This window comes from Sphingobacterium sp. 1.A.5, assembly GCF_002734235.1.
Taxonomy (GTDB): domain Bacteria; phylum Bacteroidota; class Bacteroidia; order Sphingobacteriales; family Sphingobacteriaceae; genus Sphingobacterium; species Sphingobacterium daejeonense.
In genome coordinates this window covers 142210-161465 of sequence record NZ_PEBA01000003.1, presented here as the reverse complement: position 1 = coordinate 161465, position 19256 = coordinate 142210, and the positions used below count along the sequence as shown (strand labels likewise).

Annotated in this window: 19 protein-coding genes and 1 tRNA gene; 10 read left to right on the top strand and 10 right to left on the bottom strand. The window is 39.0% G+C overall.

Features of this window, described 5'->3' with window-relative positions:
- The coding region (locus CRT24_RS21375) for a transposase (RefSeq protein WP_218962568.1) at positions 1–225 on the top strand (225 nt) is incomplete at its 5' end.
- Between the two features lie 91 nt (positions 226–316).
- On the opposite strand, the gene CRT24_RS03255 is transcribed toward CRT24_RS21375, so the two are convergent.
- The 3 genes from CRT24_RS03255 to mqnB form a co-directional block, all read right to left on the bottom strand.
- Complete coding sequence (locus tag CRT24_RS03255; RefSeq protein ID WP_099369809.1) at positions 317–1051, bottom strand: DUF6263 family protein; 735 nt, start codon at positions 1049–1051, stop codon at positions 317–319.
- Positions 1052–1146: 95 nt separating this feature from the next.
- Positions 1147–2133, bottom strand: a complete 987-nt coding sequence (locus CRT24_RS03250) for a pyruvate dehydrogenase complex E1 component subunit beta (protein ID WP_099369808.1) — start codon at positions 2131–2133, stop codon at positions 1147–1149.
- Positions 2134–2255: 122 nt separating this feature from the next.
- Positions 2256–2885, bottom strand: a complete 630-nt coding sequence (gene mqnB, locus CRT24_RS03245; protein WP_099369807.1) for a futalosine hydrolase — start codon at positions 2883–2885, stop codon at positions 2256–2258.
- A gap of 51 nt (positions 2886–2936) precedes the next feature.
- Here mqnB and CRT24_RS03240 point away from each other — a divergent pair, with 51 nt between their 5' ends.
- The 8 genes from CRT24_RS03240 to CRT24_RS03205 all read left to right on the top strand — a co-directional run bounded on the left by CRT24_RS03240 (position 2937) and on the right by CRT24_RS03205 (position 9101).
- Complete coding sequence (locus CRT24_RS03240; protein ID WP_099369806.1) at positions 2937–3350, top strand: 6-carboxytetrahydropterin synthase; 414 nt, start codon at positions 2937–2939, stop codon at positions 3348–3350.
- Positions 3351–3370: 20 nt separating this feature from the next.
- Complete coding sequence (folE, locus tag CRT24_RS03235) at positions 3371–4003, top strand: GTP cyclohydrolase I FolE (RefSeq protein ID WP_099369805.1); 633 nt, start codon at positions 3371–3373, stop codon at positions 4001–4003.
- 276 nt (positions 4004–4279) lie between these two features.
- Complete coding sequence (locus CRT24_RS03230; RefSeq protein ID WP_099369804.1) at positions 4280–4915, top strand: O-methyltransferase; 636 nt, start codon at positions 4280–4282, stop codon at positions 4913–4915.
- A 21-nt stretch (positions 4916–4936) separates the two neighbouring features.
- Positions 4937–5443, top strand: a complete 507-nt coding sequence (locus CRT24_RS03225; protein ID WP_099369803.1) for a glucosaminidase domain-containing protein — start codon at positions 4937–4939, stop codon at positions 5441–5443.
- A gap of 17 nt (positions 5444–5460) precedes the next feature.
- Positions 5461–6297 carry a glucosaminidase domain-containing protein gene (locus CRT24_RS03220; protein WP_099369802.1) on the top strand — a complete coding sequence of 279 codons (837 nt, stop codon included), beginning with the start codon at positions 5461–5463 and terminating at the stop codon, positions 6295–6297.
- Positions 6298–6416: 119 nt separating this feature from the next.
- Positions 6417–7124: a hypothetical protein gene (locus CRT24_RS03215; protein ID WP_099369801.1), complete on the top strand. Its 708-nt coding sequence runs from the start codon at positions 6417–6419 to the stop codon at positions 7122–7124.
- A 1-nt stretch (position 7125) separates the two neighbouring features.
- Positions 7126–8172 (top strand): DUF3078 domain-containing protein, encoded by a 1047-nt coding sequence (locus CRT24_RS03210; protein ID WP_099369816.1) that lies wholly within the window; start codon positions 7126–7128, stop codon positions 8170–8172.
- Between the two features lie 5 nt (positions 8173–8177).
- Positions 8178–9101, top strand: a complete 924-nt coding sequence (locus CRT24_RS03205) for an N-acetylmuramoyl-L-alanine amidase (protein ID WP_257213959.1) — start codon at positions 8178–8180, stop codon at positions 9099–9101.
- A gap of 30 nt (positions 9102–9131) precedes the next feature.
- On the opposite strand, the gene CRT24_RS03200 is transcribed toward CRT24_RS03205, so the two are convergent.
- From CRT24_RS03200 to CRT24_RS03175, 6 genes are all read right to left on the bottom strand, one after another.
- Entirely contained in the window at positions 9132–10838 is a 1707-nt protein-coding gene (locus CRT24_RS03200; protein ID WP_099369800.1) for a sodium:solute symporter, read from the bottom strand.
- 105 nt (positions 10839–10943) lie between these two features.
- Positions 10944–11141: a hypothetical protein gene (locus tag CRT24_RS03195; RefSeq protein WP_099369799.1), complete on the bottom strand. Its 198-nt coding sequence runs from the start codon at positions 11139–11141 to the stop codon at positions 10944–10946.
- Between the two features lie 8 nt (positions 11142–11149).
- A complete protein-coding gene (locus tag CRT24_RS03190) occupies positions 11150–13588 on the bottom strand; it encodes a PIG-L family deacetylase (protein ID WP_099369798.1) in 2439 nt (812 codons plus the stop codon).
- 294 nt (positions 13589–13882) lie between these two features.
- On the bottom strand, positions 13883–14140 hold the full coding sequence (locus CRT24_RS03185) for a hypothetical protein (protein ID WP_099369797.1): 258 nt from the start codon (positions 14138–14140) through the stop codon (positions 13883–13885).
- Complete coding sequence (locus tag CRT24_RS03180; RefSeq protein WP_099369796.1) at positions 14121–14435, bottom strand: co-chaperone YbbN; 315 nt, start codon at positions 14433–14435, stop codon at positions 14121–14123. Before CRT24_RS03180 ends, CRT24_RS03185 begins: the two co-directional genes overlap by 20 nt.
- 68 nt (positions 14436–14503) lie before the next feature.
- Positions 14504–15136, bottom strand: coding sequence for a peroxiredoxin (locus CRT24_RS03175; protein ID WP_099369795.1), 633 nt, complete (start codon positions 15134–15136; stop codon positions 14504–14506).
- A 313-nt stretch (positions 15137–15449) separates the two neighbouring features.
- On the opposite strand from CRT24_RS03175, the gene CRT24_RS03170 reads away from it, so the two are divergent.
- Positions 15450–15521, top strand: a tRNA-Arg gene (locus tag CRT24_RS03170).
- Positions 15522–15732: 211 nt separating this feature from the next.
- Here CRT24_RS03170 and CRT24_RS03165 read toward each other — a convergent pair.
- Positions 15733–19224: a PVC-type heme-binding CxxCH protein gene (locus CRT24_RS03165; RefSeq protein WP_218962567.1), complete on the bottom strand. Its 3492-nt coding sequence runs from the start codon at positions 19222–19224 to the stop codon at positions 15733–15735.
- Positions 19225–19256: the final 32 nt, after the last annotated feature.

The following is a 19256-nucleotide window of genomic DNA, read 5'->3' as shown; positions in this document are numbered from 1 at the left end:
GGTCAGATGAAAAGCAACAACAGGTTTACCCGGTTCACAATGAAAGGTCTGGAGAAGGTCGCTGTGGAATTCGGTTTGATGGCCATTGCCCATAACCTCAGAAAATGGGCAAAAAAGTGGAAAGACAAAGCTTTTATCGGTAAACCAGGTGGCAAAAACTCCCTGTTTGCGATAAATCAAGCCATCAACATGCTGAAAAGTACAAAACATCGACTTGCAGCCTAATATTGCTCATGAAATTATAATGGAGCTCCAGAAAGCTATAAAACAGAAGAAGGTGCCTTTTTAGACACCTTCTTTTGTTTTTCTAAACGTCTTATTTCGTAACCGACATAATCATGTCCGTTGAAACTTTTTGTCCTTCTACTTCCATATCCATTTTAATGGTTGCAGACTTTGTAAAGAATGTTACCGGATCGACGATGTAATTAGCGTTGAAATTTCCGATTTTGGCATCACCTTCGCCTTTCATTTCACCGATAGATTCAATTTGGTATCCTTCGTCTGTTTTTCCCACGAATTTGTTGTTCGCAACGGTTTTAATACCTTTTGCTTCAACTTCAGATGGCCATGTATCTCCAGGTTTCACTGCTTTTTCTGGGTACGATGCAGTCATTCCCATGTTGTCCAAAGCATTATCCATACCCTCAATACCTTCGCTGCTGATCAGTTTCCCTTTATCAGAAGTAACCATAATCATCTTCTTGCCCAGCATTTTTTCAAACTGTGCTCCTAACATTGCGCTAGTAGGATCATCAGAAGGAGTCTCCGAGTCATAGCTCATGGTCATCATCCCTGCATCCATATCAACTTTTACGGCATCCATTATACTTTCGAATGTATAATTTGTCCCTTCAAGTTTAGTCGGAGTGACAGTTGACTTAATAGCCATGTCCATGATCATACTTTGTTGGCCTTCAATGTCCATTTTCATGGTTACTGAAGATTTATAAGCTTCATTTAGGGGTAATTTCATTTTAAAGTCTACCTCCTGTGCCTTTATAGAAAGTGCTGCGGAAGACAGAAGGAATAGTACTAATAATTTTTTCATATTCTATGATTTATGTTAACTAAAAATACAAATTATTTGCACAAAAAAAACCTCAGTACATTTTTACTGAGGTTTTTATTAAAATATTTTAATTCTTACTTTTTCAAATAAGAAACTTCTTTCACGGCTTTAACCACTTTCGCAATGCTTGGTAAAGAAGCTTCTACCAAAGTAGGAGCATAACCAAGAGGAACGTCAGCAGATGTAACACGCACAATAGGTGCATCTAAATAATCAAATGCATTCTTTTGAACGTTGAAAGTAATCTCAGAAGATATTGAAGCCAAAGGCCAAGCTTCTTCAACGATTACTAAGCGGTTAGTTTTCTTAACAGACTCGATGATAGTAGGGAAATCGATAGGGCGTACCGAACGTAAATCGATCAACTCAACGCTTACACCTTCTTTTTCTAATTCTTCGATTGCAGGAAGTACCACACGAGGGATCATTTTACCAAATGAAACAACTGTTACCGCAGTACCTTCTTTAACGACATTAGCTTTTCCGATAGGAAGGTAGTATTCTTCTTCAGGAACTTCACCTTTGTCACCATACATTACCTCAGACTCCATGAAAATAACTGGATCTGGATCGATGATAGCAGATTTCAACAATCCTTTGGCATCGTAAGGGTTTGAAGGAACAACAACTTTCAATCCTGGCGTATTAGCGAACCAGTTTTCAAAGTTCTGAGAGTGTTGAGCACCTAATTGACCAGCATTACCTGTAGGACCTCTGAATACAATCGGACAAGAAAATTGACCACCACTCATTTGGCGGATTTTCGCTGCCGCATTGATAATTTGGTCAATCGCAACTAAAGAGAAGTTGAATGTCATGAATTCAATGATTGGTTTCAATCCGTTCATTGCTGCACCAACACCGATACCTGCAAATCCAAGCTCTGCGATTGGGGTGTCAATAACACGTTTTGCACCAAATTCATCAAGCATACCTTGACTTACTTTGTACGCACCATTATATTCAGCGACTTCCTCGCCCATTAAAAAGATTGTTTCGTCTTTGCGCATCTCTTCGTTCATTGCTTCGCGAAGCGCTTCTCTGAATTGTATTTCTCTCATCAGTATTACAGATAGTGAATTTTGTTTAGATAGGCAAAAATACTATTATTTATTGAATTTCCGCAGGAGGTTTGTACTATTTTCGATGTAAAAGGGTCTACACAATCGATTTACAAAGCAGGTTAGGAGCTCTGTAGCACAGTAACAAAGCTCTGTAACCATGTATTGATCTCTTTTAATGCCAATGGAATGTTCCAGTTCTCCGTGTTTCTACGCTCTACTAAGTTGGAAATAGTCCTCACTTGGATACAGGGAATCCTCAATTTGTTGGCCACATAAAAAAATGCCGCTCCTTCCATGCTCTCCAATAAGCCTAATCCATATTCATTTTTGATCTTTTTGATGCTATCTTCAGACCCATGAGCCTTATTTACCGTAATGCCATCGATGTATGGGATATCATAAAATTCTGCCGGAAGGGATAGCTGGGGTAATATTTCCACAAAAACCGAATTTCCAAAACCTAAGCTATCAATTGGGATAAAATCTTGATCATTCTCTGCTCCAAATTCATGTATACGGTCGGTTTTAATTCTATGAATTGATCCTAGATGATGATATGGATTAAAGGTACCTGCGATGCCAACGTTTATTAATAAATCATAAGAATTATTGGAGAGGTGTTGACCCATGGAAAAGGCGGTTGCCACCATGCCAACACCGGTGACCAAATAGTCTGTATTTGTTTCGATTAACGTGGGAATGGAAGCGGATATTTCAAGTTCTGTAGCAGCAACAACGAGAGTTTTCATATATGTACCTCAAAATACTAAATTACGTTAATTTACTTTATCTTTGTCATTATGATTTATATTACACGCCGCGAACGCTTTAATGCCGCCCACAAGCTCTATCGTGAAGATTGGTCAGCTGAGGAAAATGAGCGAATCTTTGGTAATTGCTCCAATCCAAATTGGCACGGTCATAACTATGACTTGTTTGTGACTGTTAAAGGTCATATCAATCCAGAAACGGGTTTCCTTATCGACTTGAAAGTAATGAAAGACATTATCATTAGAGAAGTAATCGATAAGCTAGACCATAAAAATGTGAACCTTGATGTGGATTTTATGAAAGATAAAATGGCCTCAACGGAAGTGATCGCCGTTGAAATCTTCAACATTTTGAAACCTTTGTTCGAAAAGGAAAATGTAATCCTACATGTGGTTAGACTTCATGAAACCGAAAACAATTATGTCGAATATTTCGGCGAATAATTCACCAATAACAAATTAGAATGAGCAAATTTCAACAATTTGAAGAAGAAGAACAGGACGGTTATTTGAAGATCGACCAATACAACGAGAAGAATGTTGAACGAATTGCAGAACATTATAAAGATATTCTACAAGCATTGGGAGAAGATCCAAACCGTGAGGGTTTGATTAAAACTCCTGAACGTGTTGCCAAAGCTTTACAATTCTTAACTCATGGATATGACGTTGACCCAGCGGCAGTTCTTCGTGGAGCAATGTTTGAAGAGGAATACAGCCAAATGGTAGTTGTCAAGGACATTGAAGTATATTCAATGTGTGAACACCACATGCTACCTTTCTTCGGTAAGGCACATATTGCTTATATCCCTAATGGGCATATAGTCGGTCTTAGCAAGATCCCTCGTGTTGTAGATATTTTCGCAAGAAGACTTCAGGTTCAAGAGCGCTTGACCAATGAAATTCGCGACTGTATTCAGGATACTCTAAAACCAGCGGGTGTTGCGGTTGTTATCGAATGTAAACACATGTGTATGGCAATGCGCGGAGTACAAAAACAAAACTCCGTAACAACGACTTCAGCATTTACAGGCGCCTTCCAAAACGACGTTACCCGTTCTGAATTTTTAAGATTAATAACAGCCTCTTTAGACTAGAGGTTTTGTATAATTTTTGAGGCCCATATTTTTCGAAAATATGGGCCATTTTTGTGGCATAAATTTCAAGATAGACTCTGATTACCAAAGTTTAAATTGGTCAGTTTTATGACGTAATTTAAATTAAAAGAAAAAATATTGGCTTTTTGCAGGACGCTTGAATCACCTTTAAACGCTGTTTTACCTTCTTCCTGTTACTTATTAAGATATTGATTTGCAACAGTTTATAAAAAATTCTTTGGTAAGTTTGATGGCTAATATTTATCTTTGCGCAGTATGTTTGAAGAGTCTAATCCACTAAACAGCTATCTGGAAGATACTACGGACCAAGAAAATCCGTTACTAAAAAAGGTCAATAGAGAGACCTATCTGAAGGAGACCATGCCGCACATGTTATCGGGGCATTACCAAGGAAGAGTACTGGCTATGTTGAGCAAGATGGTACATCCGAGGTTGGCTTTAGAGATTGGTACTTTTACAGGATATGCGACCCTGTGTTTAGCAGAAGGTTTGGAGGACAATGGAGCCTTGCATACCATTGATATCAACGAGGAACAGCAAGAACGAGTTCAGTCATATTTTGATGAATCTCCTTATGCTAGTCAAATCAAATATCATATTGGAGATGCGGCGGAAGTTATTCCAACCATAGAAGGGGAATTCGATTTGGTGTTTATAGATGCCGATAAGAAACGAAACCTTTACTACTTCAACACATTGATCGATCGAGTAAGACCAGGTGGTCTGATTTTAATTGACAATGTCTTGTGGAAAGGGAAGGTTTTCAATGAAAATCCTGACAAACAAACACAGCAAGTAATAGAATTAAATCAAACCTTGGCAGAGGATAAAAGAGTTGAAAAACTTATTCTGCCGATTAGAGATGGGCTTTTTGTGCTACGCAAAAAGTAGTGTTAAACTAAAACAAGTTTTATGCTAAATTATTGTAGAAAGATTTTAGTAGTATGTATACTTACTACTCTTTCAACTTTAGGGCTTCAAGCTCAAGATTATACGACCAGATCGTACATTGAGAAACATAGCCCAGCAGCTCAAACGCTAATGCGTGAAACAGGAGTTCCGGCTTCTGTAATCCTAGCAGTAGCAATTCATGAAAGTGCCTACGGCAACAGCAGAATTGCACGCTATTTGAATAATCACTTTGGAATCAAAGGGAAGAACAACAGCAAAAAAATCCGCTCCGCATACAAAGGATACGGTTCAGTTTTGGATTCTTACCGCGATTTTGTTGGTCTTTTGCAAAGAAGAAAAGCTACAAAGCCATTATTCAACAAACACGATTCTGAAGATTACAAAGGATGGGTTAAAGGAATAGCTAATTCTGGTTATTCTGAAACTGGAGATTGGTCGAGAAAGGTAATCTCTACAATCGACAGATATGACCTAGAAAAGTACGACGAAAAAACGAATCTTAACTAAGCTCATTTGTCAAGTAGATGAAGAAGTTTTTACTGGCCAGTTTAATATTGGCCTTATTTTTTGTTTCCTGTGGTTCAAAAAGATCTACAGTTCTCAAACACCCTAATGGTAGCCGAGGAGGCACCGTTAACAGCCCTAATTCATCTAGCAACAAAGGAACATCCACTAGTGGGCTGGCTTACATCGATCGATACAAGGGAATTGCCATTGAGGAAATGAACAAATATGGTATTCCTGCGAGTATTAAGTTAGCACAGGCCATTTTGGAATCGGGCAACGGAAACAGCTACCTAGCTACCCAAGCCAACAACCATTTTGGGATTAAATGTGGAGGATCGTGGAACGGCAAATCTGTCAATCGCCCTGATGACACAGCAAATGATTGTTTCCGAGTTTATTCCGATCCGGAGCAATCTTTCCGAGATCACTCTCAATTTCTTCTCCGCAAGCGTTACGAAGGCTTGTTTACCCTCAAAAAAGACGACTACAAAGGTTGGGCAAGAGGCTTAAAAGCTGCAGGCTATGCAACTAACCCTCGGTACCCAGACCTTCTTATCGACCTAATAGAGCGTTATAACCTCCAACAATATGACCAAGCAGAAGCTCCAGTGGAGGCAATCGCTAGGGTTGAAAAAGTAGAAGAGGTGATCGAAGAAAAAGAAGTTGTAGAGCCACCTGCTCCAGTTGAAGAAATCAAAAAGCCGGTAGCCATGCAAATCTATGAGGTGAAAGCAACTGATACCATGTACTCAATTGCTCGACAATATAATGTTACAGTAAATGACATCAAGTCTTGGAACGGCTTGTCAACGGATGCTGTAACGGTCGGACAGCTTCTTGTCGTATCAAAATAGTTACAAGAGACGTTAAAATTGTTAAATATTAGCAAGATATCCTTCTAAGACGTAGTTTTATAAGAGTGAAAATCCTTGTTTGTATTTTATTAATCTTTTGTTCGTTATCGCCGGTTCTGTTGTATGCACAACAAAGCTTGGAAGGTATCGTATATGATAAAGACACAAAGCGTAGGCTGGGGGAAGTCCAGGTTAGAAATCTAAATACTCAGAAATATATTTATAACGATGCTCGCGGAGAGTTTAAGACTGCAGTAAAAGCAGGTGATATCCTTGTTTTTAAAAAGACAGGTTATTTTTCTGATACCATAACCTATAACAATCAATCTGCCATCATCGTGAATCTGAAGGAAAATGTTTCGGCGATAGAAACCGTGACTGTAATAGGTCGAAAGAACCCTGACGATGTTTTAAATGAGATAAAACGAGATTATGGCAAGGCTTTTGAGTTATCACAACCCGGTGATATTTTCTCCGTGGGAATGACAGGGGCTGGATTAAATATCAATTCGCTATACAATATGGTCAGTAAGGAGGGTAAGAACGCCAGAAGGTTTACCCAATTTATTGGAAAGCTGCATGAAGAAAACATCATTGATTTTTACTTTACGCCGGAATTAGTGCGCAGTTTGGTGGGTTTGGAAGGTGAAGAACTAAAGGTATTTATGCAGTTATTTAGGCCTACATATGAGTTTGTCACGACATCTAACTATTACGAAATGGTAAAATATATAAAAAGTAAATATGAAGTATTTAAACTACACCCAAATTTACGACCTTTGCGAGAATTGCCAGACATAAAGTTGGATGTTAAAAAAGAAAATTAATATGAATATAAAACTTTACCTATTACCTGTTTTCATTTTTATTTTCGGAATCGTATCGGTTCAGGGTCAAGATTTACGTGAATTGCGCGTAAAACCAGATAGTACTATTTCTGAACAGAACGAAGGCGAAGCCCTTTCCATCAAAAACATTAACGTGCCTATTCCAAAGTTAGACCTTCAGGTCAACTATTGGAAGCATTGGACCAAAGTAGGGATCAATTTCAACCAAGCAGCATTCAGCGATAACTGGAAACTGGGTGGTTTGAACTCCTACGCTATAGGCGGTATAATCTGGCATAAATCAGAATTCAATAGAAACAACTTTAACTTCACAACAGAACTAGACCTGAAATACGGTAAAGTGAAAAATGAAGGGCAGTTGGCAAAACCTAATAATGACCGTATTTTCTGGGATAACAAGTTAGCTTATAAGTTGACGAAATCATGGGCGGTCTACTTGTCGTTGACATACGAAACGCAGTTTGACAATGCCTATAACTATGGCAAAGACACCGAGGGCAATGAAATCATCACCGGTTTGAAATCTTCTTTTATGGCTCCTGGATATTTCACAGAGTCATTCGGTTTGGAGTACAAGCCTGATGAAACGTTTTCACTAAGGTTTGGTACGGGTACTGCCAGACAGACCTTGATCTTGGACAACCGTTTGAAGCCACGTAATGCCGCAGATTATTTTGCTGAATTCGGTGAATTCCCTGATGAAAAGGATTATACAAAAGGAACAGGACCGATATTTGGTATTGAAGAAGGTAAAACATTTAAAAATGAGCTGGCTTTTCAGTTGACAGCAAACTTGGACAGAAATCTTTCGAAGAACTTGAATTTGAAGTCACGTTATAACTTATTCGCAGACTACGAAGATCTTTCAGATCCAAAACATCGTTTGGATGCTACATTGACTGCAAAAGTAACTTCATTGATCAATGTGCAATTAGGCGGTGTAATCCTTTACGATTCTGCCCTTGATGGCGCCGTTCAGTGGAACCAAATGCTTTCAATGGGTCTGCTACTTAATTTACCAAAATAGATTAGATGAGAAAAATTTCAGAGCGACTGATTGTTGCAGTGTGTGGGGTGTTGTTTTTGGTTGGTTGTTCAACCGCCAAGAAGTCGAAGGTATTACAATCAAATACATCTGTTATTACTCCTTCAGTAATTGTTGAAAATTCCGCACCAAAACTAGATACACTAAATAAAACTCCTGCTGTTGTTGAGCAAGCAAAAGTTGCTCCTCCATTAGCGGGTGCAAACCAAACTCCAGAGCAAATTGCATGGAATATGTTCTTGCAGGGCACCAGTAAGCAATATGATTATGCCAGTGCCATGCATTACGATGTGAGAAAACCCTCATTCGTCATGATTCATCATACGTCTCAGGCTAATTTAGCACAGACAATCCGTACATTCCAGCTACCGCACACCAAGGTCAGCAGCCATTATGTTATTGGTCGCGACGGTAGGGTGGTGCAGATGCTGAACGATTATTTGAGAGGATGGCATGCCGGAAGAGGTAAATGGGGGTCCATTACAGACATGAACTCGGTTTCGATTGGAATTGAGCTTGACAATAATGGCAAAGAACCATTTCCTGACGCTCAAATAAACTCCTTATTAGTTCTTTTGGACACCTTGAAGACCAAATACAGCATCCCTCAGAAAAACTTCATTGGGCACGCTGATTTCGCGCCAGGAAGAAAGGATGACCCTAATGTGTTCTTCCCTTGGCAACTGTTGGCAGAAAGAGGATTCGGAATATGGTACAATCCCAATTATTTAGTCGCACCTCCAATGAATTTTAATCCTATTGATGCATTGAAGCTAATGGGATATGATATGACCAATCAGGAAGCAGCCATAAAATCATTCAAACGGAAGTATATTAAATCAGACCTTACGGGGATACTGACAGAAAAAGATAAAGCTGTTTTGTATGACCTCTATCGAAAATATTATTAAAAAAATAAGGGAGCCGTTTAGAAAGAAAATCTAAACGGTTTTTATTTGAGTGTTATTTTTGCCCAAAAAGTATTGCAGGATAAAACCAATCAGGATCAATAAAGCACAGCCTATTAGATTCAGCCATAAAAAAGCAACTATGTCCATTCGCCAGATACCGATCACGATTACCTCAGTGATTACCGCAGACCAGAATACCGCCTTTCCGCCAATACTTTTGACGTAAAATGCAACCAGGAAGATTCCAAGTATAGTGCCATAGAACAAAGAACCCAATATATTCACAGCTTCGAGTAAGTTACCAAGTTGACTTGAATAGAGTGCTATTCCGATGGTGAAGATACCCCAGCAGAAAGTTGATATGCGAGAGACTTTCAAATAATGGGAGTCGGCGGCTCCTTTTTTGACAAACCTCTTATAGATATCGATAACCGTTGTCGATGAAAGTGAATTTATAGCGCTTGCAGTCGCTCCCATGGACGCCAAGAATATAATTGCAATCAATAGGCCAATTAAGCCTTTTGGGAACGTATCGGTTACGAAACGTAGAAAGATATAGTTGTTGTCGTTTGTGTCGGCATTCGGGTCGTTCTTCTCAATTAATTCGACCAGTTCTGTGCGAAGTTTTTGATCGTTCTCATTGAACTTTAAGAGCTCTGCTCTTGCTTGATCAATTTTATCTTCTTCTTTGGTCTTAAGGGCATCGGTCAGTTGGTTGATATAAACCGTCTTTTGTTGACTGATTTCTTCGTGACGCTGCTTGATGTTTTCGTATTCCTGTTTGTGGTTACTGTTTTCAAGCTGTTCAATCACCTGTTCATTAAAGAATAGGGGCGGGGTATGGTATTGATAGTACGCAAAGACCAATATACCTATCAATAAAATACAGAACTGCATAGGCACTTTCAAAAGGCCATTCATCAACAGGCCTAATCTACTTTCTTTAACAGAAGAACCGGTCAGATATCTTCCGACCTGACTTTGGTCTGTTCCAAAATAGGATAGTTGCAGGAAGAAACCACCGATGAGCCCAGTCCAGACTGTATATTGATTGTTAAGGTCTAGTTTAAAGTCGATGGCATTGGCTTTTCCGGATTTTCCGGCAATGTGCAACGCTTCTTTAAACCCAATATCTTGGGGCAATAAATGCACAACCAAAACTCCCGCCAATAACAGTCCGCCGAAAATAATTGACATCTGCAACAGCTGAGTGTATGATACCGCTTTGGTGCCACCATAGACAGTATAGATCACCACTAAAGAACCTATTCCTATGGTCGTCAGGGTTAGGTCTATTTTCAATATGGTGGAGAGGATGATTGCTGGAGCAAAAATGGTAATCCCCGTTGATATCCCCCTTTGAAGTAAAAACAAGGCTGCAGTCAATACGCGCGTCTTGACATCAAACCTCTTTTCGAGGAACTCATAAGCAGTATAGACCTTGAGTTTATGAAAAATGGGGACAAAGGTGATACAGAGGACAATCATGGCCAATGGCAATCCAAAGTAAAATTGAGCGAAGCTCATTCCGGAAGTATAGGCTAAACCAGGTGCTGAAAGAAAGGTAATGGCGCTGGCTTGAGTTGCCATTACAGAAAGTCCTACTGTGTACCAAGGTAAAGATCGGTCACTAAGGATATAGCCGTCAATTGTTTTGACGTTCTTGCTTTTGTAAAGTCCATACGCCACTATGGAAAGCAAGGTAAGGATGAGTACTATCCAATCGATACTACTCATCCAAAATATTTAGTAAAAATATACATTAGAACTATGCAAACGACTAACCAGAGAACAACTATCCAATAGAATTGTCTCCAGCTTCGTACGAATGGCGGTAGTCCTTTATCTGTCATGCGTTTTGTTTGGTAATAAAATTGAGATGAAGATGATTGCGAAAATTAATCCACCAACCAGTCCACCTGCAAATCCTAAAAATGTTTCTTTGGCAACCCATCCAGTCAGAGCACCTAGAATAGTACCTACTAATAAGATAATGCCTTTTACGTTGATTTCTTTTGAGTTTTCGATTTGATTTTCCATTATATTTCTTAGTTTTTTTCGTTCTTAGCGAGCAAATTTACAAATAATCTAGTAGCTCCGGGTACACCTGCTGGCAATTGTCTGAAAAATGCCAATGGCGCATAAACGAATTTCCCTTTTCCATAGTTTGCAACCAACAAAGAACCTTTGTTTTGTTCTTCATCCTTGTCCGCAAAGCTCAATGGCGTGCGGTATTCTGGAGCTATATTGGTCGCAAAATATAAACCTCTTTCTTGAACCCAACCCTCGAAATCCTTCTCTGTTATCTTGTTCGGATAATTCAGGACCGGATCTGACGGATCGGTGAAAGTAACTTCGGCATCCTCCTCGGTTACTCTATCTCTATTGATTTCAAATGGGTAAGGACCTAGTTTGTCCGTACTCATTCTAGAATTTACATTGTACTGCGCTAAGACTGTACCCCCTTGTTCCACATAATTGAACAAAATAGGTAACCATTGATTCGCATTTGGGCTAACGTTATAAGCCCTTATTCCGATAATGATTGCGTCGTATTGATTTAAGTTAGTGCTAGCAAGCAAATTGCTGTTCAACAGGTCCACTTGCACGCCAATGTTTTCCAAAGCCGTAGGTATTAAATCTCCGGCACCATGAATATAACCAATTTTTTTCAAAGGATTGTTAATTTCCAAAGCTTTAACTTTTAAATTAACCGGAGGGAACCATGTTATATCCGGAATATGTTGGTAACCTATCTTTTTAAAACCATGGACAGGGTTGCCATTGATCAAAGGTTCAACATCACTGCTTTCTGTATTTTTGGGATTTGATATTTCAAAGCTCTTTAAAATAGATTGGCCTGCGGGTATCTCAAATTCTATTTTATTCGGTGAAATCTGTAAACCATCACTTTGGTTGAAGGTCAGTTCTCCGGTTTGGATGTTATCACTGTTATTTTTTATCGTTAGACTGATTGTTTTCTTATCTCCCGTTTTCAGTAAAGCCTGACTTGAACTGATCGATGCGGTAAGTGCCGGTGAAACAGAGATGGGTTGATAAACTTCACCATCTACTGGGTCAACAAATCTGTATTCAACCGGCTTTTCTATTTCCAGTTGTAACCCATCAACCGTTAAAACAAACTTTGTACTCGGGTTGTCCGTGTTTTCTGGATAACCAAAATTCTTTTCTTCGATATCAAATTTACCTAATGAATTAGGTTTTTCAAGCCAATATGGTTGGGTCCAATGATCAGCAGATTTTTGTCTTTGATATTTTTTAGTTTCATTGCCCGGTATCGACTCATTGATTGATTTGCCATCGATTGAAATCAATTTGACATCAGATTCTGAAGCTCTTTTAATCATTTCATTCGTAACATTAAAAGACTGTCCTATTACATAATTTGGCTGTGAAGCTATAGATTCAACAACAATACCAGCGCAAGAAATAATAATGTCTTCTAGATCTTTGAGCTTTTGGTCTCTATAAACACTTGGTTTTAGAGCTTTGATCAATTCATGGAGTTCGACCAGTTCTTTTATGGAGTTTTCAGGATGGTTGATATTGTATTTCTTTTGGATATCCTGAATTTTCTGTTCTATATTTTTTGTCGGCTCACCCAACCTCTCCCATGTGGTGTTTACCCCTTCGAAAAGGTCTTGGGTAGCCTTTTCACCTGCCACATGATCAAAGAATTCGGTTGTCTGGCCGCGATTTGCTGCAGCACCAAAACCTTGACTTTTATGCTGTGATCTGCTCATGGCTGATACTTCACCATAGGAATAGCCCATTAACGGGTTATAATCGCTTAATACAACCTTTAATTGATCATCTGAGGTGTTGTTCATCCCTCCAAAGTTTGCGGTGTTCCATACAATCCTTTTGGCTTTCCAAGGCTTCAATTCTTTTAGCTGTTCTGGATATTTGTTAGGATCAGCAGCAGCTTCATAAGCTTCTTTTGCTAGAATTGCGGATGCTTGGTGATGTCCGTGGCCACCACGACGATCCGGCGGAAAGCGATTGATAATCACATCCGGTTGCAATTTCCTGATCAGGTAAACGGCTTCGCGAAGGATATCATCCTTTTTCCAGAACGTAAAGGTTTCATCGTGGGTTTTTGAAAAACCAAAGTCATACGCAGCACTGAAGAATTGTTCGCCTTTGTCGATTGCTCGTGCCGCCAACAGTTCTTGTGTTCTGATCAACCCCAATTCAATTCCCTGCTCTGTACCCAAAAGGTTTTGACCACCATCACCTCTGGTTAAGGAGAGATATGCTGTCCTATATTTTCTGTCATTTGCCAAGTAGGCAATCAGTCTGGTGTTTTCATCATCTGGATGAGCGGCAAAATAAAGTGCCGTACCCAAGGTGCCCAGTTTATCAATTTTGAGCTTTATGTTGGACGATGAATTACTTTGCTGTGCAGTTGCAGCAGAAAGAAAAGTTAGGAGTAGGATTAGGAGGCCTAAGAATCTTTGAATCATACTTAAATGTAATAAGATTAGCTTAAAAAAATAAAAGGAATCAAAATAATTTGATTCCTTTTACCAACAATTAAAAATCTTTGACTTGAATCTAAGGATATTATCCTTTGGTTCTTTTTAGCAGGATGATGCGCTTTTTTTGGTCTAACCTTTAATGAATATAAAAGTAATATAAATAAGGCTCTTTGGACGAGCCAATTAAAAAAAACTTTTCCACAAAAACAGAGTTATACACAGGTTTTTGTGGAAAAGAATATCAGTCAATTGAATGACTATATGAGTTGTTTATGTGAATTACTTGTCAATAGAACCCAAAACACGCTTCATAAAGGTGTTTAGGGCTTCTTTTTGTGGCATTCCCTCTTGAACTAATTTGTTTACTTCAATTGCGCCATACATATTGGAGATTAATTCACCAATAACATCCAACTCTTCGTCTTTAAGTTGAGATACTTCAGTCAACGACTCCAATGTTTCGATTGTTTCCAAAACAAAGTCAGCATCGTTTTCTGCGATAAACTCTGTAAGATGTTTAATTATTGGTAACTTCATTTAATAGATCTGTTAATCCCTCGATTTTATTTGTTTGTACTTGATTCACCAGTTTTCCGCCTTTGAAAGCAGCGAAAGTAGGCAAGTTGTTTACATTAGCTAATTTTCTTGACTCAGGGAATTTCTCTGCATCAACGATCACGAATTTTACATTTTCGTTCTCACCAGCTAATTTTTTGAATTTAGGCTTCATAATGCGGCAGTTACCACACCAAGAAGCAGCATATTGAACCATCACAGTATCATTGCTGTTGATGACCTCTTGTAAGTTGTCTGAGCTTAATTCTTCTAACATGATTTCCTTGTTTTTTAGGGTAGAATAAAAAAGAGGAGGATTATCCTCCTCTTCTGTTAGGGGGAATATTAATTTTGTGATAAGTATGAAGCAACGCCATCACGTGTAGCGTTCATCGCTTCTTTACCTTCTTCCCAGTTTGCTGGGCATACTTCTCCGTGTTTTTGAACGTGCGTATAAGCATCGATCAAACGGATAAATTCTTTTACGTTACGGCCTAATGGCATATCATTTACTGATTCGTGGAATACTTTACCAGTTTCGTCGATCAAGTAAGTAGCACGGTAAGAAACAGCTGAACCTTCAACTAAAGTTCCGTATTCTGGGTGCTCAATTTCTTTCAATTCTAAGATTCCTAATACGCTAGATAAGTTTCTGTTCGTATCAGCAATGATAGGGTATTCAACACCTTCGATACCACCGTTGTCTTTTGCAGTGTTCAACCATGCAAAGTGAACCTCCGCTGAATCACATGATGCACCAATAACGATTGTGTTTCTTTTCTCAAACTCAGCAACAGCCTCTTGAAAAGCATGTAACTCCGTAGGACATACAAAAGTGAAGTCTTTAGGGTACCAGAATAACAAGATCTTCTTGTTCTCTTGTTGTGCTTTTTCAAACAAATTCAATGTGAAGTTGTCGCCTAAATAGTCAATAGCATCTACTGTAATGTTCGGGAAATTTTTACCTGTAAAACTCATATTATTTTTCTTTTCTTTTTTGTGACACAAAGATACGACTTTTAACGCCCTTTTATTATCGAAATTACTTATTAACTATCGGTTTTATCTATTTAAAATCACTATCATTTATAAATATGATTTATATCACAAAATTGCTTTTGTTTGAAAATCAATTAGTTCTAATATTAACCTGATTTTTACCATTAATAATGCTCAATCCAATGCCATTCTGCTCACCAATTAATTATGCGAAGCTCTAGATTGCAAAATATTTTCGGCCACAGTGAAAATAAATTTGTTCAAACTGCATAAAATAATAATTTTGCAGCTCGGCCCTGTAGTTCAACGGATAGAATAGATGTTTCCTAAACATTTGATAGCAGTTCGATTCTGCTCGGGGCTACAAAAGGAGACATCTTATAGATTGTCTCCTTTTCTGTTAAAAACCTTGTCAATTTTTTTAACTATCAAGCCTAAATCAATTCTACAGAAGATAATTGGCAACTGATGGATGGAGCCTTGCAACTTCTCCATCTTATTTTATGTTCTTAATTCAATTATCAAATAAATCGACCATAAAAAAACCGCGCCTGATCTAGCGCGGTTTCTTATGATTACTTTGTGACTTTCATTACGCCATTCATAATTCTCCAATGCCCGGGGAATGTACAGGCAAATGGATAATCGCCTGCTTCATCTGGCACTTTGATGTTTAGTTCTACTGTTTCTCCAGGATCCACCAAAGGTGTACTGAACAGTACATCCGATGTTGTTGGTATATATTGCAGATCGATAGCATTCGGTTGTTGTGCTAATTCGTCTGCTGCTTTACCAACACGATCTAAACTTCCTTGTTTTAGAATCAACAAGTTGTGCTGCATATGGTCATTGTTTTCAAAAACAATCTTTAATGTAGATCCAGCTTTGGCGGTAAAATTAGTAATGTCATATTCCATTTTTCCCACCAAGGTCTTAATTCTGATTTCTTTGTCAGCAATAGGCGATTCCGTTGTTGAGATATTGGCTTTATTCATGGCTACTAGGCGTCCATCCTCCAATGTTCCGGTGAAATTAAAATTATTCGTAAAATCTCCGGGGCTGTCAGAATTGACTTCATCTGATTTATCCGATGGACTAGATTTTCCGAAAAGAATAGGTCCGTTTGGTTTTGCATTGAAAAGGCCGCTGGTGACTCCCTCAGCTTCGGGTTTACCATTTACATATAAGATCATTTTACCATCAGAGAGGAGGGAAGTCCTAACATTAAAGTCCGAACCAAAATCTTTATCCGACGAGATAACGGTTTTTCGCCCCATTTGATTAACTCTAAAATGAAGTTTCCCATCTTTTATGTATACGATATATCCATTTGATTTATCGCCGTAGGACACCAATACGCCTTCCAGGGCTTTATTATCTTTTTTCTTAACTTTTGCTGAGAAGTGCAGCTCTTGGCCTGCTAAGTCTGAAATCTGATTTGGTGCAATTATCCCCGCATTCGCATTCGCATTAGAAAAAACAGACATGTTATTCCCCAACAAAATTCGTTCTGCCAATGACCCGTTTACATTCGTTAGGTCGAGATCACCGAGCTTCTTTTTGAATTCCTCAGCAAATGCTTTTTGATGAATTGCTCCTGCGATCTGCAAACTATGGAACAGCCATTTATCTTTTTCGTTTTCAGGTTGTTGGACAGCTTCAAAAATTGCTTTTCCAACTTGTGGGCTAGGACTAGCGTCTGCCAATGCCAATATGGTTGCCAATCGGACACGCAAATCTTTGTCCTTGATCACTCCTGATGAAAGTATCTTTTGAATATTTTCTGGAGTTTTCGGCAATGCTTGTATTGCCGCTTTTCTAACACCAGGTGCAGGATGTTTCAAGGCATCCAATACAACGGGTGTGCTAGTTTTATCTTCACCAGACAACAAACCTAAACCGTGTAAGGTCCAAATGGCGTGAATAGCACCTCCATTTACATTTACTTGGTCAACTGATTCATCATTGATTAAACTGTGCAGGTTCTTTGCTACGGATTTGTCTTTAGACTCGACCAATAATCGCTGTGCAGTTAAGCGCCAAAACATATTGTCACTTTCCAAAGCCTCAACGAGATTACTTGGTTTCTTTCCATCCAATTTATAGTGTTTTTGTTTATCGGCATCTTCATAAACAAGGCGGTAAATTCTACCTTTCTTATTGTCTCTTAAAGGATCTATGTAGGCATTACCCTCTCCATTTTCGAATCCATCAGGAGTTGGGTTGTGCTGGATGATGAAATTATACCAATCCAAAAACCAAAGTGCTCCGTCGGGACCCACTTTCGCCTCCACAGGACCAAACCAATTGTCTGAACTGGCAACGACATTCCAACCGTCTCCTTTTTCCTTAAAGCCAGATCCAGATTGCTCCAAAATATGGCGATGGATCAATCTGCCCGTAGGCTCGGCGATAAATGCAACACGGTTCCAATATTCTTTAGGAAATGCCCTAGCGGTATATAGATTGTGTCCTGTTGCTGCGGTGAACCCACCGAAAACATCTACTTGACGCAATTCCTTTGTTAACTCATGTATTTTATAATGACCATCAATTTTTTCAATCCCTCTTTCATTCAGGTTAGCTTTTTGATAGTAGCGTTGAGGTATCGCCAAGAAATTACTGTGTTCATTGTTGGCTGTGGAGATAAAAACATCAGCGTCTTCCGAGAAGCCCAATCCCCAGGTATTATTGGTTGTATTTCCCAGGAATTCAAAGTTTTTGACTGATGGATCAAAATTAAAAGCTCCAGAGCCAAATTTGAAATTTTTACCAGCTATGGAGCCTTCAAATCCCGAATAGCCTACAGTACCCCAAATTTTATTGTCAATACCATATTTTAAGTTAGAAGGACCAGCATGAGTATCAAAAGTTCCCCATCCATCCATAATAACCTTGCGGACATCCGCTTTATCATCTCCATCAGTATCTTTTAGAAATAAGAAATGCGGTGCCTGTGCGACGATAACACCACCATCTGAAAACACCAATGAAGTAGGAAGATTCAGCCCCTCAGCAAAGACGGTGAATTTATCAGCCTTTCCATCATTATTAGTGTCCTCACATATGGTAATCCGGTCACCACCTTTTCCTTTATCGCTTTTTACGGTATTAGGGTAGTCAATGGTCTCGATGATCCAGAGTCTTCCTTTTTCATCCCAATCCATGGAAATGGGCTTCTTAATATCGGGTTCACTAGCAAAAAGTTCCAATCGAAAACCAACCGGAATCTGAACCAATGTTTGTGACTCTTCAGGACTTAAAGGATGCTGGTAACGCGGAGGAGGGTCGCGACGCTCGTAATTTGGCATCCTTGCTTCCTCATATTTAGGTTTTGCGATTACATATTTCTTCATTCTGTCCACAGCCTTTTCACCAACAGCCCACAGAATCCCATTCTTTACCAGTTTGATAAATCCAGGATTGCGGAATGTTCTTTCATCATGTCCAAATGCGGTGTAGAAAACCCTTCCTTTTCCGTAATCCTTCACCCAAGTATAAGGTTCTCTATGCGAGTTTTCCACCCGTTCCATCAGGACATCTATGTCATCCGCAAAAAGATCGTGGACATAGGTTTCATCCCATTCTGTTACAAAGGGGGTAAGACCTTGCATAGAAGGATGTTCGGGCTTGATGATTTCAGCACCAAATGAACCCCCTTCATGGCTTTTGAATTGTCCTCCAATTAGTTTTACGACCTCATCAGAATTTCGAAAACAGAAAGATGCCGAATGAATAGGGATAAATCCTTTGCCAGAAGCAACGTAATCCAACAATGCCTTAGCTTGAGATTCGCTGATGGTATCATGGTTTGCATAGAGAATCAGGCCATCAAACTTGTGCAGGTCTGAGCGTTTTAGATCTTCGGGATCATTTGAATAGGTAATGTTTATTCCATCTTCAAAATACTCCTTGGATAAAATATCTGCTAGCAACTCGGAGTCATGGTGTTTGCTATCGTGTCCTAAAAAGAACAATTCTAGTCTTCTGGGCTTGTTGTCTTCGTTGCATCCCCAAATCGAGAGGGCCACAAATAACAACAGCAACAAATTAAATATCCTATTCATCTTTATTTAATAATTGTTTTCTTCAAATTCGA